Raw genomic sequence first — 14629 nt, 5'->3', positions numbered from 1 at the left:
GCGACCGCGGCCGATCGGAAGTGGCTCACCGGAACAGGTCGCGCACGAACGGCTCCGAGTCGACCAGCGAGGCGTTGACGGTCCCGCTGTGATCGGTGGGGTAGGTCCGGGCCGTCACCGGCTGGCCGTTGGCGGTCAGCACCGCGATGAAGCGCAGCGTCTCGGGGGTGAGCACATCGGTGTCCTGGAGGCCCTGGCCGAGGAACAGCGGCCGGTCGTAGCCGGTCTCCGGCAGGCCCAGGTAGTCGTGCAGCAGGGTGTGGGCGTCGGGGAGTTCGGACAGCGGGCGGCTGAACAGGTCGCCGCCGATCACCTTGCGGTCGTGCAGTTCCGCCTCCAGCGGCAGCAGGCACGAGCCGTGCGCGTGATCGACCCAGTAGCGGCCGGTATCCGTGAGGTAGGAGTCGATGTTCAGGTTCGGGTAGGTGGTGCGCAGGCCGTTGAGGATGTACAGCAGGTAGGCGGTGGTGCCCGGCCCGACCGCGACCGGCGGCATGCCGGGGCCGAGCAGGGTCACGACGTCCTCGATGTAGGCCGGGGTCCCGGTGGCGACCGCGCCCCGGTAGTCGAGACCCGGTCCGCCGTATGCGGTGGCGTAGCGCGCGGTGGTCACGGCCGCGCCGGCGCCCTGGGACTGGCCGACCACCACCCAGCGGTGCGACAGCGTGTCCCATTCGCCGGTGGCCGCCTTCACCGCGTCGACCACGTTGTGGGCCTCCACCCGGCCGTTGAGGTAGGGATGGTCGCCGCCGGTGCCGAGCCCGGCGTAGTCCGCGGCGACGATCGCGTAGCCCTGCTTCAGCCAGGCGCCCAGGTAGGCCCAGTCGCGATCGGTCGCGGCCGGTCCGGCGATGCTGTACGCGCACTCGTCGCCGAGGCCGATGGTCCCGTGCGCCCAGGCGATCACCGGCCAGCCGCCGGCCGGGGGCGCGCCCGGCGGGAAGTAGACCGCCGCGCTCGCCACGGTCGGCGCGTCAGCCGCGGTCGTGGTCCGGTAGAGGATGCGGTGGGCGTCGGCCGAGCCGGGCAGCGTCGCCGCGGCCGGCAGCGGCAGCACCTCGGTCACGGTCCCCGGATCGGCGGCCGCCGTCGGCGACAGCGTGGACAGTCCGGTGGCCAGCAGCGCCGCGGCCGCGAGGGCCGTCGCGGCGGTCGACAGGTTCCGCATCGTTCTCCTTCTTGCACGGTTGTCCAGCTCAGTATCACGCGTCGTGCGGGAAAAGCGGACCAATCGGTCGCCGTGCCGCCGGGGTGGCTCGCGGCCAGGGTTAGAATTGTGCTCTGCGCACAGTTTGAAGGAGTGCAACCGTGGCTTGGCGCACAGTCCGAATGGACATAATCGGCTGTGAACGTCCTCACAATGCCGATCTTCGCGAGCGGAAATCGGACAGTGCCGACGGTCACGAAAACAGTACGACCGTTACGCAAAACCGCACGTCAGCGCTACCAGCGAGTAGATTTGAGGCGAGCAAGCAATCCGCAAATTTAACAGGATTGGCAAAGGGGTCGTCAAAGCTAGCTCGCATTCGCACTTGCAACAGGTGGACGGCCATTTTTTCCTGTGCCATCGTGTTGAAGTACAACAGAAGGGCCTAGCAAGCCTGCAAATTGCCGCTCCAGCAGAGTTCGGACACCGGGCAGCGCCGCCGCGCCGACCGCCCAGCAACCGCGCAGTCGACGGTCGCGAGGTTCGGACATGGGGCACGACGAGAAGTAGGAGTCAAGATGTCGAACGTCGGCACCCCCAAGACCGCTGCGGAAATCCAGCAGGATTGGGACACCAACCCGCGGTGGAAGGGCATCACCCGCAACTACACGCCCGAGCAGGTCGTGAAGCTCCAGGGTTCGGTCGTCGAGGAGCACACGCTGGCTCGCCGTGGCGCCGAGATCCTGTGGGAGCAGGTCAACTCCGAGGACTACATCAACGCGCTCGGCGCCCTCACCGGCAACATGGCCGTGCAGCAGGTGCGCGCCGGCCTGAAGGCCATCTACCTCTCCGGCTGGCAGGTCGCCGGTGACGCCAACCTCTCCGGCCACACCTACCCGGATCAGTCGCTGTACCCGGCCAACTCGGTGCCGGCCGTGGTCCGCCGGATCAACAACGCGCTGCTGCGCGCCGACGAGATCGCCCGCGTCGAGGGTGACACCTCGGTCGACAACTGGCTGGTCCCGATCGTGGCCGACGGTGAGGCCGGTTTCGGTGGCGCCCTGAACGTCTACGAACTCCAGAAGGCCATGATCGCCGCGGGCGCCGCCGGCACCCACTGGGAGGATCAGCTGGCCTCGGAGAAGAAGTGCGGCCACCTCGGTGGCAAGGTGCTGATCCCGACCTCGCAGCACATCCGCACCCTGACCTCCGCCCGCCTGGCCGCCGACGTGGCCGGCACCCCCACCGTGGTGATCGCGCGCACCGACGCCGAGGCCGCCACCCTGATCACCTCCGACGTCGACGAGCGCGACCAGGAATTCATCACCGGTGAGCGCACCGCGGAGGGCTTCTACCACCTGCGCAACGGCATCGAGCCCTGCATCGCCCGCGCCAAGGCCTACGCGCCGTACTCCGACCTGATCTGGATGGAGACCGGCACCCCGGACCTGGAGCTGGCCCGCAAGTTCGCCGAGTCGGTCAAGAGCGAGTTCCCCGACCAGCTGCTGTCCTACAACTGCTCGCCGTCGTTCAACTGGAAGCAGCACCTGGACGACGCCACCATCGCGAAGTTCCAGCGTGAGCTGGGCGCCATGGGCTTCAAGTTCCAGTTCATCACCCTGGCCGGCTTCCACGCGCTGAACTACAGCATGTTCGACCTGGCCTACGGCTACGCCCGCGAGGGCATGTCCGCCTACGTCGAGTTGCAGGAGCGCGAGTTCGCCGCCGAGGAGCGGGGCTACACCGCCACCAAGCACCAGCGTGAGGTCGGCGCCGGGTACTTCGACACCATCGCCACCACGGTCGACCCGAACACCTCGACCGCGGCGCTGAAGGGCTCGACCGAAGAAGGCCAGTTCCACTGAGAATGCGGCTGTCCCGTTTCGCATCCGGGATGACCGCCGTCGCCCCTCGCGGGCGGCCGGCTCGGGCCGGGATCCAGCTGCACACCTGGATCCCGGCCCTTGCCACCAGTACCTGAAACCACCACCGCCGAATCACCAGCAGGAGCGGGACATGAGCGAGAAGATTCAGCGCGTCGGCGTCGTCGGCGCCGGGCAGATGGGCGCCGGCATCGCGGAGGTCTGCGCGCGGGCGCACGTGGATGTGCTCGTGTTCGAACCCACCCGGGAACTGGCCGCCGCCGGCCGGTCCCGCATCCTGCGGTCGCTGGATCGCGGGGTGTCCAGCGGCAAGCTCACCGAACGGGAGCGGGAGCAGACCGCCTGGCGGCTGCGCTTCACCTCCGACCTCGGTGACTTCGCCGACCGGCAGCTCGTGGTCGAGGCGGTCGTGGAGAACGAGGAGGTGAAGACCTCGATCTTCGCCGAACTCGACAAGGTGGTCACCGATCCGGACGCGGTGCTCGCCTCCAACACCTCCTCGATCCCGATCATGAAGATCGCGGTGGCGACGGCCAATCCGGAGCGGGTCGTCGGGATGCACTTCTTCAATCCGGTGCCGGTGCTGCCGTTGGTGGAGCTGGTCACCACGTTGAAGACCAGTGAGGCGGTGTTGCGGCGGGCGGAGGCGTTCGCGGGCACCGTGCTCGGTAAGCAGGTGGTGCGGTCGGCGGATCGGTCCGGATTCGTGGTGAACGCGCTGCTGGTGCCGTATCTGCTGTCGGCCATCCGGATGGTGGAATCGGGATTCGCCACCAAGGAGGATGTCGACAAGGCGATGGTGCTCGGGTGCGCGCATCCGATGGGGCCGTTGGCGCTGACCGATCTGGTGGGGCTGGATACGGTGAAGTCCATTGCCGATTCGATGTATGCCGAGTTCAAGGAGCCGCTGTACTCGGCGCCGCCGTTGCTGATGCGGATGGTCGAGGCCGGTCTGCTCGGCAAGAAAGCCGGCGCGGGCTTCTATCAGTATTGATGTGCCTCGCTTCGCTCGGCCGCGAACGGAGGTGGTTGCGACTGTGATCCACCTCGGCACAACAGGTTTACCAATTCGCCGGATCAGCTCACCGGCGACCAGCTGCGCAACAGGTGACCCGGGACCGCAGCTCTGAGAGGAGTCCGCTCATGGTCAATGTGGCAAACGGCTTCGGGTCGAGCATTCTCGGGTATCCGAGGATCGGGCCGCATCGGGAGCTCAAACGTGCGCTCGAGGCTTACTGGCACGGTGAGCTGTCGCGGGCGAAGTTGCTGGCGGTCGGGCGGGAGATTCAGGAGGCGCAGTTCGCCGAGCTCCACGCTGCCGGGCTGACTCAGGTGCCGGGGAATACGTTCTCGTTCTATGACCATGTGCTGGACAATGCGTTGTTGTTCGGGGCGGTGCCGCAGCGGTTCGAACCGTACCGTGACGAATTGGATCCGCTGGACTTCTACTTCCTGATGGCGCGGGGGCGGCCGGATCTGCCGCCGCTGGAGCTGGTTCGGTTGTTCGACACCAGTTATCACTACCGGCAGCCGGAACTGGATGCCGATACCGCGTTCTCGTTGCATCCGGAGGCGGTGCTCGACGAGTTCGATCGGGCGATGGCGGCCGGGATCGAGTTGCGGCCGGTGGCGCTGGGGCCGATGTCGTTGTTGTTGCTGTCCAAGGCGGGGCAGGTGCCCGGCGAGACCGAATTCGATCGGCTGACACTGCTGGATCGGTTGTTGCCGGTGTACGAGGAGTTGTTCGAGCTCCTCGCCAAGCGCGGGGCGACCTGTGTGCAACTGGACGAGCCGTGTTTCACCAGTGATCGGACGGCTGCCGAGTTGGCGGCGTTCGAGGTTGCGTACCAACGGCTTTCGACGGCGCCGCTGCGGCCGCGGATGCTCGTCACCGGGCAGTACGGTGATTTCGGGGAGGCGGTGCGGATTCTGGCGGGGACGGCGGTGGAGGCCATCGGGCTCGACCTGGCCGCGCACCGGATCCGGCCCGAGGAGCTGGCGGCGATTCCGGGAATTCGGCGAAAGCGCTTGTACGCGGGCGTGATCAGCGGCACCAATGTGTGGCGCGCTGATCGCTACGTGACCTTGCAGTACCTGCACCAGTTGTCGCAGGTGTGCCCGGATCTGGTGGTGTCGACCGGGTCCACGTTGTTGCACGTGCCTTATGACCTGCTCGTCGAGTACGACATCGAAGGGCATGTGGCGGATCGGCTCGCCTTCGCGAAACAGAAAGTGCTGGAAGTCGTTTCGCTGGCCAAGGCGCTGACCGAAGGGCCGTCGCCGAGTTGGCGGCAGCGCCCGCGCGAGGTGCACTTCAAGCAGAAACACGCTGTGCGGCAACGGGTCTACGCCGTGACGCCACAGATGCGCGAGCGGGAACCGTACCTGCGGCGCGCCGCCGCGCAACGGGCACGACTGGATCTGCCGCTGGTGCCCGCCACCACGCTGGGCTCGTTCCCGCAGACCGATACGATCCGGCAGGCCCGCTACGAACTCGGCGAGGGCCGGTTGTCGATGGCGGAGTACCGCAAGCGGATCGAGGCCGAGATCGAGTCGACCATCCGGTTGCAGGAGGACATCGGCCTGGATGTGCTGGTGCACGGCGAGCACGAGCGCAACGACATGGTGCAGTACTTCGCGGAACTGCTGGACGGCTTCGCCACCACCCACTTCGGCTGGGTGCAGGTGTACGGCTCGCGCTGCGTGCGCCCGCCGATCCTGTACGGGGACGTGGCCCGGCCGCGGCCGATGACCGTGGAGTGGATCACCTACGCGCAGTCGCTCACCGGCAAACCGGTGAAGGGCATCGTCACCGGCCCGGTCACGATGGTGGCCCGCTCGTTCGTGCGACAGGACCAGCCGCTGCACGAGACGGCCGACCAGGTGGCCCTGGCCCTCCGCGACGAACTGGCCGATCTGGAACGGGCCGGGGTGGCGATCATCCAGGTCGACGAACCGTCGATCCGGGAACTGCTGCCCCTGCGCCGCAGCGGCCGCCACGAATACCTGCGCTGGGCGGTGAACGCCTTCCGCCTCGCCACCTCCGGCGTCCGCGCCGACACCCAGATCCACACGCACATCGCCTATTCCGGCCGCGCCGAAATCGTCCAGGCGATCGAGGAACTCGACGCCGACGTCACCGCCATCGTCGCCACCCGCTCCATCGAATGGGTGCTGAACGCCCTCAACGAGGACGCCGCCGGCGGCCACGGCCTGTCCCACGGCGTGGGCCCCGGCATCTACGAGAGCCGCTCGGCCCGCATCCCCGACATCGACGAACTCGACGAACTCCTGACCGCCGCCGCCGCGGCCGTCACCCCCCACCGCCTGTGGGCCAACCCCGACGGCGGCCTGAAAACCCGCCACTACTGGCAACTGGAACCCTCCCTGCGCAACCTGGTCGCGGCGGCCCGCCGAGTTCGGAGGCGCGCCGAACAAGCGGACCACGCGCCGGCCTGAATCGTCGGGCCGGGGAGACGAACGAGGCGGGTGCGGAAGTATCCGCACCCGCCTCAATCGCTCCGGCGGTCAGCGGATACTGCCCAGGATCGCGATGCGGTCGGAATACCGGGACGGACACGACGAGGCGACTGTGGAAATATCCGCGGCCGCCCTTGCGTTTCCGCGTGTGCCTGTGTCGCGGTGGGCTGAATTCGCTTGGTGCCGTTCATGTCTCGATGGAGTCCAGCGATCGCGGTGATGTTTCCGTCGTCGACGTAGATGGCTCGGTGGAGAAGGCCTCCGAGCGCCGTCGCGTACCGGGCGAGGATCTCGTAGCCGGAGACCTCGCCCTTCTCGATTCGGGAGACTCGGCCCTGGGTTACCGGGTCGTAGCTCCACGGCAGGGTGCGATCTGGCCGCCGGGGTATCCGACAACCGGCGCTCCGATCGCGACCGCGCCTTTCGGGGTGTGGTGACGAATGTTGGGTGTCCGGTGGTCGATGGTGATGCGGAGGCGGTGGGTTGGGTGGCGTGGTGCGGGTGTTGACGGGGGAGGAGCGGGAGCGGAGGAGGCGGCGGGCAGAGGGGATCGTGGGGGAGTTGCTGGAGCGGGGGGTGGTGGGGGTGGCGGTGACATGGGTGGATACCGCTGGGATTGTCCGGGTGAAGACTGTTCCGGTACAGCGGTTTTCGCACGTGGCGGCGTGGGGGGTCGGGGCTTCGCCGGTGTTCGACGTGTTTCTGTCGGACGACAGTATTGTGGCGGGGCGGTATGCCGGGGGGCCGGTGGGGGATCTGCGGTTGCATCCGGATCCGGATCGGGTGGTGGTGTCGGCGGCGATGCCGGGGTGGGCGTGGGCGCCCGGGGATCGGTACGACCAGGAGGGTGGGGTGCATCCGCGGGATTCGCGCTTGTTGTTGCGGCGGGTGGTGGATGAACTGGCGGGTGGGGGGTGGTCGGTGCGGGCCGGGTTCGAGGTGGAGTGGATGGTGGGGTGGCAGACCGGTGACGATCGGTTCGTGCCGGTGACCACGGCGCCGGCGTACGGGATGGCTCGGGTGTCGGGGCTGGCGGATTATCTGCGGGATGTGATGGTCGCGTTGGGGGACAGTGGGGTGGCCGTCGATCAGGTGCATCCGGAGTATTCCGCGGGGCAGTTCGAAGTGTCTTTCGCCGCGGCCGATCCGGTGGGGGCGGCGGATACGCTGGTGTTGGTCCGGGAGACCGTGCGGGCGGTCGGTGTGGCGCACGATATGCGAGTCTCGTTCGCGCCCAAGGTGGTTCCCGAGGCGGTCGGCAACGGTGGGCATGTGCATCTGAGTCTGTGGCGGGACGGGGTCAATGTGATGTCCGGGGGTGACGGGCCCTGCGGGCCGACCGGCGACGGTGAGCATTTCGCTGGGGGGATACTGGCTCGTCTGCCTGCCCTGATGGCGGTCGGATGTGCTTCCGTCGCAAGCTATCTGCGGTTGCTGCCGTCGCAGTGGGCCGGGGTGTTCGCGTGCTGGGGGCGGGAGAATCGGGAGGCGGCGTTGCGGTACGTGAGCGGGTGTGCGGGAGAGCGGGAGCGGGCGGCGAATATCGAGGTGAAGTGCTTCGATGCCACCGCGAATCCGTATCTGCTGCTGGCCGGGCTGCTGGCCGCCGGTGCGGCGGGGTTGGCGGACTCGGTGCGGTTGCCCGCCCCGGTCGACGTCGACCCCGGGGCGCTCACCCCGGAGCAGCGCGCTGCTGCCGGGATCCATGCTCTGCCTGCCACTCTGGCCGACGCCATCACCATTTTCGAGGCGGATCCCGTACTGGGCAAGGCCTTCGGCGACAGCCTCGTCGACACGGTGGCGACGGTCCGGCGTGGCGAGATCGCCGCCCTCGCCGGGTGTACTCCCGACGAGGTCATCGCCCGCACCCGCTGGCGGTATTGAGGGGCGACCTCGAACGTGCCGAGCGGAGGCCGAGATACAGCCTAGAAGCTGCCAGCGTCTATGACGAAGCGGTAACGGACGTCGCTGGCTACGACGCGCTCGTATGCTTCGTCGATGCGGTCGGCGGAGATGGTCTCGATCTCGGCGCCGATGTTGTGTTCGGCGCAGAAGTTCAGCATCTCCTGGGTTTCGGCGATGCTGCCGATGGTGGAGCCGGACAGGGAGCGGCGATAGTTGGTGAGGGTGAACGGGGCCACCGACAGGTCGCCGTCGGGCAGACCGAGGATCACCAGGGTGCCGTCGGTCTTCAGCAGGCGCATGTAGTTGTTGATCGGCAGGTCGGCGGAGACGGTGTTGACGATGAGGTCGAAGCGGTTGCGCAACTCCCGGAAGGTCTTCCGGTCGCTGGTGGCGTAGTAGTGCTGTGCGCCGAAGCGCAGGCCGTCCTCCTGTTTGCTCAGCGACTGGCTGAGCACCGTGACCTCGGCGCCCATCGCCGCCGCGATCTTGACGCCGACGTGGCCGAGGCCGCCCATGCCGACCACCGCGACCTGTTTGCCGGGCCCGGCATTCCAGTGCCGCAGCGGCGAATACAGCGTGATGCCGGCACACAGCAGCGGGGCGGCCACGTCCAGGCCGAGGCTGTCGGGGATCGAGACGACGAAGTGTTCGGTGACCACCACCTGCGACGAGTAGCCGCCGAGGGTGTAGCCGCCGGCCTGCAACTCCTCGGGGACGGTGCCGTTGTAGGTCATGGTGTTGCCGTTGGCGCAGAACTGCTCCTCACCGGCCAGGCAGAATTCGCAGCGGCCGCACGAGTCGACCATCACCCCGACGCCGACCCGATCGCCCACCTGGAATCGGGTGACCGCGGACCCGACCGCGGCGACGATGCCCGCGATCTCGTGACCGGGCACGCAGGGGTAGCGGGTGCCGTGCCATTCGTTGCGCGCGGTGTGGATGTCGGAGTGACAGATACCGGCGTACCGGACGTCGATGAGCACGTCGTGCGGGAGCAGATCCCGCCGCTGGATCGTCGTCTTCTCGAAGCGGCCGTCGGGGGAGGTGACGGCGTAGGCGGCAGCTGTACTCATGGCACCATGCCTACCGCCGCATGAATTCGGGCGCAAGTGGCACCGGGGCCGCACACAGGTGTTCCGCCGGTCCGGGTGCAACTTCCCGGCATATCGGTTCGGCATCCTGCGCTCGGGGCCCGGACCGCGGGCCGGGCCGATCGCACATGCTGGGTCGGTGGCGATTCTGCTGGCCGTGCTGTCGATGTGCACGACGCTCGTCGGTGGCGTCGTGGCGATCCACATCGGCGAGAGCAAACGGCTGGTCCTGGGCACGGCGGCGGGTGTGATGCTCGGAGTGGTGTTCTTCGACCTGCTGCCCGAGGCGCTGGACGCCACCGGCCGGACGCTGCTGCACGTGCCGGTCGCGCTGCTCACCGCGGTGCTGGGCTTCCTGACCGTGCACGTCATCGAGCAGACTGTCGCCCTGCACACCGGTTACGAACCCGAATACGGTGCGCACAAGCACGGTTTCGAGTCGGTGGGGATGCTCGCCGGTGGCGGGCTGGTCGTGCACAGTCTGCTCGACGGCCTGAGCATCGGATTCGGCTTCCAGGCCGGGGCGGCCGTCGGCGCGGCGGTGTCGATCGCGGTGATCTGCCACGATTTCGCCGACGGGTTCAACACTTTCACCGTCACCACGCTCTACGGCAACGCGCGCCGCCGCGGCCTGCTCATGCTCGGCCTGGACGCGCTCGCGCCGGTGGCCGGCGCGGTGGCGGGCACGCTGCTGCGGGTGCCCGCCGAGGTGGTCGGTCTCTATCTGGGCTACTTCGCCGGATTCCTGCTGTATCTGGCCACTGCCGATATTTTGCCGGAGGCGCACGCGGGCAAACCCTCCCACGGTCCGCTGGTGTGCACGATCGCGGGCGTACTGGCGATGTTGCTGGTCGCCGAGCTGAGTCGATGACGGTCGGTGCCGCCGCCGTCCGGTTAGCTGTACGGTGGCGGCCCCGGGGTGGGGCGGAATCCGGAAGGGAGCAGGCATGCAGCACGGTGGGTTGTCGCGGCGCTCGTTGTTCGGCGCGGCGCTGGCGGCGAGCGCGGGACTCGCGGGCTGTGGCACCGGTGATCGGAAGGCCGCGCCGACCATGACCGGCAACAGCGTGACCGGCGCCGCCGGTGACCCGGTCGCGGTCGCCACCGACGCCTACATCTTCGGTTATCCGCTGGTGCTGATGGATGTCACGCGTGAGCACAGCGGCACCGCGAACGCCTTGTACCACGCCCGCGCCCTGCCGACGGCCGCCGATCACGCGGTGGTGCGGATGAATCTGGACACGTTGTACACCAGCGCGTGGCTGGATCTGCGCGCGGAGCCGATGGTGCTGGAGGTGCCCGACATGGGCCCGGACCGGTACTGGCTGATGCAACTGCTGGACGCCTGGACCAATACCGCGCATCATCCGAGTAGCCTGAAACCGCAACTGCGGCAAGGACAATCGTCGTTCGCCTATGCGATCATCGGACCGGGCTGGTCGGGTGCGCTGCCGGACACCGTGACCCGCCTGGACATGCCGACCGCGACGGCGTGGCTGATCGGCCGCACCCAGGTGAACGGCCCGGACGATCTCGACGCCGTGCACGTCCTCCAGGACCGGATCACGCTGGCGCCGTTGAGCGCCTGGACCGCCGGCCGGGCGGTCGCGGTCACCGGCGCCACCATGGCGACCGGCACGCCGCCGCCGAAACTGGTGGCGGAGTTGGACGGTCCCGCCTTCTTCACTCGGATGTGCGCCGTACTCGCCGCGAATCCTACTGCGACAGCGGATGATACGGAGATGAAGCGGTTCGCCGCCATCGGCGTCCGGCCGGGCGGCAGCGTGGCGGGGCAGCCGGTCGACGCGCTGAACCAGGGCGTCGCCGCGGCGCAGAAACGGTTGCAGGAGTACCACGATCCCGCCGCGCGGAACGAGAACGGCTGGAACTTCACCACCAACATCGGCAGCTACGGCACCGACTACGCTCTGCGGGCCGCCACGGCCAAGGTCGCGCTCGGCGCGAATCTGGCCGAGGATGCCATCTACCCCAGCACATTCGGTGTCGCCGACGCCAACGGCGCGCCCCGCCGCTACCGCATCCGCTTCGACGCCGGTCAACTGCCGCCGGTCGACGCGTTCTGGTCGATCACCGCGTACGGGTCCGACAGCTATCTGGTGGACAACCCGGCCGGGATCTACTCGATCGGTCATCTGATCCCGGTCGTGCCCGGTTCGGACGGCCGGGTGACGGTCTCGGTCCAGCACGAGGATCCGGGCCCCGGCGTGCCGTCCGGGCACTGGCTGCCGATCCCGGCGACGGGCGCCTTCTCGCTGAGCATGCGGCTGTACGCGCCGAAATCCACAGCGCTGGACGGGACCTGGCAACCGCCCGCGCTGACGCCGGTGAACTGACCGCCGTCGGTAACACCGCAGACACGGTGTAACACAGCAGTAAACAGGTATTGCGCGAACGGCCGGACTCGGGGCACGTTGGAAGGTACATCCATTCGCCGAGCCCGACCGGCGCAGACCCGCGGGAGTGGCCATGTACCAGCCACGGTACGACGAGCGACGGTTCACCGGTGAGTCGGCTCGAGTGGGCAGGAGCAGGTTCGCTCGTACCTCCGTCGTGCTGCTGGTCGTGGTCCTGGCGCTGGCGGCCTTCCTCGGCTATCGCGACGAGCTGCCGAGCTGGGTGGGACAGTCCCGCGGCGCGTCCGCGGCGCTGTACGGGCCGCCGATGCCGCCGATGGACGCCGATGCCGTCGCCCACTCCGTCGAGCCGGAGCTGGTGAACATCGATGTGCTGCTGCGGCCCAGCGGGGTCGCCGCGGCCGGTACCGGCATCGTGCTGACCGCCGACGGACAGGTGCTGACCAGCCATCATGTGGTCAAGGGCGCCGACACCATCACCGTCGGCGATCTCGGTACCGGCGCCGCCTTCCCGGCGACCGTGGTCGGCTACGACTCCGACGCCGATATCGCGCTGCTGTCGCTGACCGGCGCGCACGGGCTGCCGGTGGCCCGGATCGGCAGTTCGGGGGTGCTGCGCCTGGGTGACGACCTGGTCGCGATCGGCAATGCCGGCGGCACCGGGACCCCGACCGCATTCTTCGGCCCGGTCACCGCACTGGATGCCGCGATCGTGGCCCGCAATGCCGCCGACATGTCCCGCAAAGCGCTGACCGGGCTGATCGAGGTGTCGGCGCCGGTGATGGCCGGGCAGTCCGGCGGCGCGCTGGTCGACCGCTACGGCGCCGTCGTCGGCGTGGTGACCGCGGCGTCCGGCGAGCTGTCCCGCGCGTCCGGGCAGGCCAGCGGGTACGCGGTGCCGATCGATACGGCGATGGGGGTGATCCGGCAGATCCGCACGGGCGTCCCCACCGACGCGATCCATGTCGGCCCCACCGCGACACTGGGCGTGGTGACCTCGGACGGGCCGTCCGGCGCCCGCGTCGACGTCAGCCTGTACGGGCAGCCCGCGTTCGCGGCCGGGGTGGCCGAGGGCGAGGTGATCACGGGCATCGACGGCCGCGCGGTGGGTTCGGCGCAGTCGCTGCGGGCCGCGTTGAACACCCACCGCCCGGCCGACGCCGTGCACGTGGACCTCACCGAACCGGACGGCTCGCGGCGTACGGTCGTCGTCGTGCTGGCCTCGGGACCACCGAACTGAGCACGGCTCAGAACAGCGAGGTCCAGTAGTCCTGGAAGCGCAGGAACACCAGCAGCAGCACCACCGCGTAGAACACGGCCACCACGGTCCACCGCCATTCGGCGATTATCCGCAGCGGCCCGCGCGCGTCACCCCAGAGTTGATCGGTGACCACCGCGAACATCGCCGGGGTCACCACCCAGACCACCATGCAGTACGGGCACAACGCGCCGATGCGGTAGAGGCTCTGGAAGATCAGCCAGCAGATGAACCCCACGCCGAGCGCCAGGCCCAGCCAGAAGCCGCCCCAGAACCAGGACGGGAAGCCCATCCCGGACACCGCGAGCACGGCCAGGGTGACCGCCACCGAGAAGCCCACCACGCCGATCAACGGGTTCGGGAAGCCGAACACCGCGGCCTGGTGGGTGGCCATCACCGAACCGCAGGACAGGATCGGATTGATGCTGCACGACGGCTTGTAGTCGGGGTTCATGAACAGTTTGAACCGCTCGATCGTCAGCGTGACCGCCGCGATCCAGCCCAGCAGCGAACCGATCAGCAGAATCCAGGCGGACCGGGTGGGTGCGGCGATCGTGCCTGCCATCGGTTACTGGGCCGCCGATTCGATGGTGGCGCGCAGGCCACCGGTCTGCATCAGTTCGGCCGAGGTGCCGATCTGCTTGTCGTTGACGAAGACCGTCGGCGTGGCCTGGATGCCGCTGTTCAGGACGTCCTTGGTGATTTTCTGCACGTAGCTGTCGTACTTGTGGTCGGTGATGCACTGCGCGGTGGCCGGATCGGTGTAGCCCGCGTCCTTCGCGATCTGGACCAGGGTGTCGTCGGTGAGGCCGGTGCCGTTCTCCGGCGGCTGCTTCTGATACATCGTGATCAGCCACGGCAGGAATTTGGCCGGGTCGGCGTCGGCCACGCAGTAGGCGGTGCTCGCCGCCCGCGACGAGTAGCGGGTGCCCGAGGACATCTTGTCCAGGAAAGCGATGATGTTGTACTCGACCGCCGCGGTGCCGTTGTTCACCTCGTCCTCGATCACCTGGCCGTTGGCCGCCTCGAACGCCTTGCAGGCCGGGCACTGGAGGTCGGCGACCACGCGCACGGTGACCTTGGCGCCCGGTTTGCCGATGTGGATGGAACCGTTGTCGGTGATCGAGCCGGTGAGGCCGCCGGCGGATTGCGGGGCGGTGACCGCGGGAGTCGGGCCGGCGTCGTTGCTCTTCGACTTGTGCATGGCGATGCTGATGCCGATGCCGGCGATGAGCGCGATCAGCACGACCGCGACCGCCACCTGGATGGCGATGGTGCGCGAGCGGTTGGTACCCCGCACTGCCGCCAGCGAGTTCTTCCCGCGCGGATTATTGCTCACCGTTGCGTTCACCACGCCTTCCTGTGCTCAACGGACCACTGGGTAGCGCCCGGCCCGATCCTACGGGCTCGGGATCGGTTGGCCGTGGACGCGCCCGGGGCACATCATGGTGGTTCAACCTGAGAGAACACGCAGAACAGACACGACGGCG

11 protein-coding genes are annotated in these 14629 nt (G+C 68.4%); 7 read left to right on the top strand and 4 right to left on the bottom strand.

The genetic code is table 11. The annotated features are described in order from the left end of the window. Positions 1-25: 25 nt before the first annotated feature. Positions 26-1168 carry a lipase family protein gene (locus tag LBW94_RS41590; protein WP_225056774.1) on the bottom strand — a complete coding sequence of 381 codons (1143 nt, stop codon included), beginning with the start codon at positions 1166-1168 and terminating at the stop codon, positions 26-28. A 557-nt stretch (positions 1169-1725) separates the two neighbouring features. Here LBW94_RS41590 and aceA point away from each other — a divergent pair. The 4 genes from aceA (at position 1726) to LBW94_RS41570 (ending at position 8394) form a co-directional block, all read left to right on the top strand. Beyond that, a complete protein-coding gene (gene aceA / locus LBW94_RS41585) occupies positions 1726-3012 on the top strand; it encodes an isocitrate lyase (RefSeq protein ID WP_225056775.1) in 1287 nt (428 codons plus the stop codon). 151 nt (positions 3013-3163) lie between these two features. Next, a complete protein-coding gene (locus LBW94_RS41580; protein ID WP_225056776.1) occupies positions 3164-4024 on the top strand; it encodes a 3-hydroxybutyryl-CoA dehydrogenase in 861 nt (286 codons plus the stop codon). A 149-nt stretch (positions 4025-4173) separates the two neighbouring features. Further along, complete coding sequence (gene metE / locus LBW94_RS41575) at positions 4174-6489, top strand: 5-methyltetrahydropteroyltriglutamate--homocysteine S-methyltransferase (protein ID WP_225056778.1); 2316 nt, start codon at positions 4174-4176, stop codon at positions 6487-6489. A 717-nt stretch (positions 6490-7206) separates the two neighbouring features. Then, on the top strand, positions 7207-8394 hold the full coding sequence (locus LBW94_RS41570; protein WP_266273388.1) for a glutamine synthetase family protein: 1188 nt from the start codon (positions 7207-7209) through the stop codon (positions 8392-8394). 41 nt (positions 8395-8435) lie between these two features. Here the strand turns inward: LBW94_RS41570 and LBW94_RS41565 are convergent, their stop codons facing one another. After that, positions 8436-9488, bottom strand: coding sequence for an NAD(P)-dependent alcohol dehydrogenase (locus LBW94_RS41565; protein ID WP_225056782.1), 1053 nt, complete (start codon positions 9486-9488; stop codon positions 8436-8438). A 157-nt stretch (positions 9489-9645) separates the two neighbouring features. On the opposite strand from LBW94_RS41565, the gene LBW94_RS41560 reads away from it, so the two are divergent. From LBW94_RS41560 to LBW94_RS41550, 3 genes are all read left to right on the top strand, one after another. Continuing rightward, a complete protein-coding gene (locus LBW94_RS41560) occupies positions 9646-10377 on the top strand; it encodes a ZIP family metal transporter (protein WP_225056783.1) in 732 nt (243 codons plus the stop codon). A 76-nt stretch (positions 10378-10453) separates the two neighbouring features. Further along, entirely contained in the window at positions 10454-11860 is a 1407-nt protein-coding gene (locus LBW94_RS41555) for a DUF1254 domain-containing protein (protein ID WP_225056785.1), read from the top strand. A 133-nt stretch (positions 11861-11993) separates the two neighbouring features. Further along, positions 11994-13121, top strand: a complete 1128-nt coding sequence (locus LBW94_RS41550; RefSeq protein WP_225056787.1) for a S1C family serine protease — start codon at positions 11994-11996, stop codon at positions 13119-13121. 7 nt (positions 13122-13128) lie between these two features. Here LBW94_RS41550 and LBW94_RS41545 read toward each other — a convergent pair whose 3' ends face one another. Next, complete coding sequence (locus tag LBW94_RS41545) at positions 13129-13704, bottom strand: vitamin K epoxide reductase family protein (RefSeq protein ID WP_225056788.1); 576 nt, start codon at positions 13702-13704, stop codon at positions 13129-13131. 3 nt (positions 13705-13707) lie between these two features. After that, entirely contained in the window at positions 13708-14490 is a 783-nt protein-coding gene (locus LBW94_RS41540; protein WP_225056790.1) for a DsbA family protein, read from the bottom strand. Positions 14491-14629: the final 139 nt, after the last annotated feature.

It is taken from the genome of Nocardia sp. alder85J, assembly GCF_020176955.2.
GTDB lineage: Bacteria > Actinomycetota > Actinomycetes > Mycobacteriales > Mycobacteriaceae > Nocardia.
The sequence above is the reverse complement of the archived record's forward strand: the minus strand, read 5'-3'. Positions and strand labels throughout refer to the sequence as shown.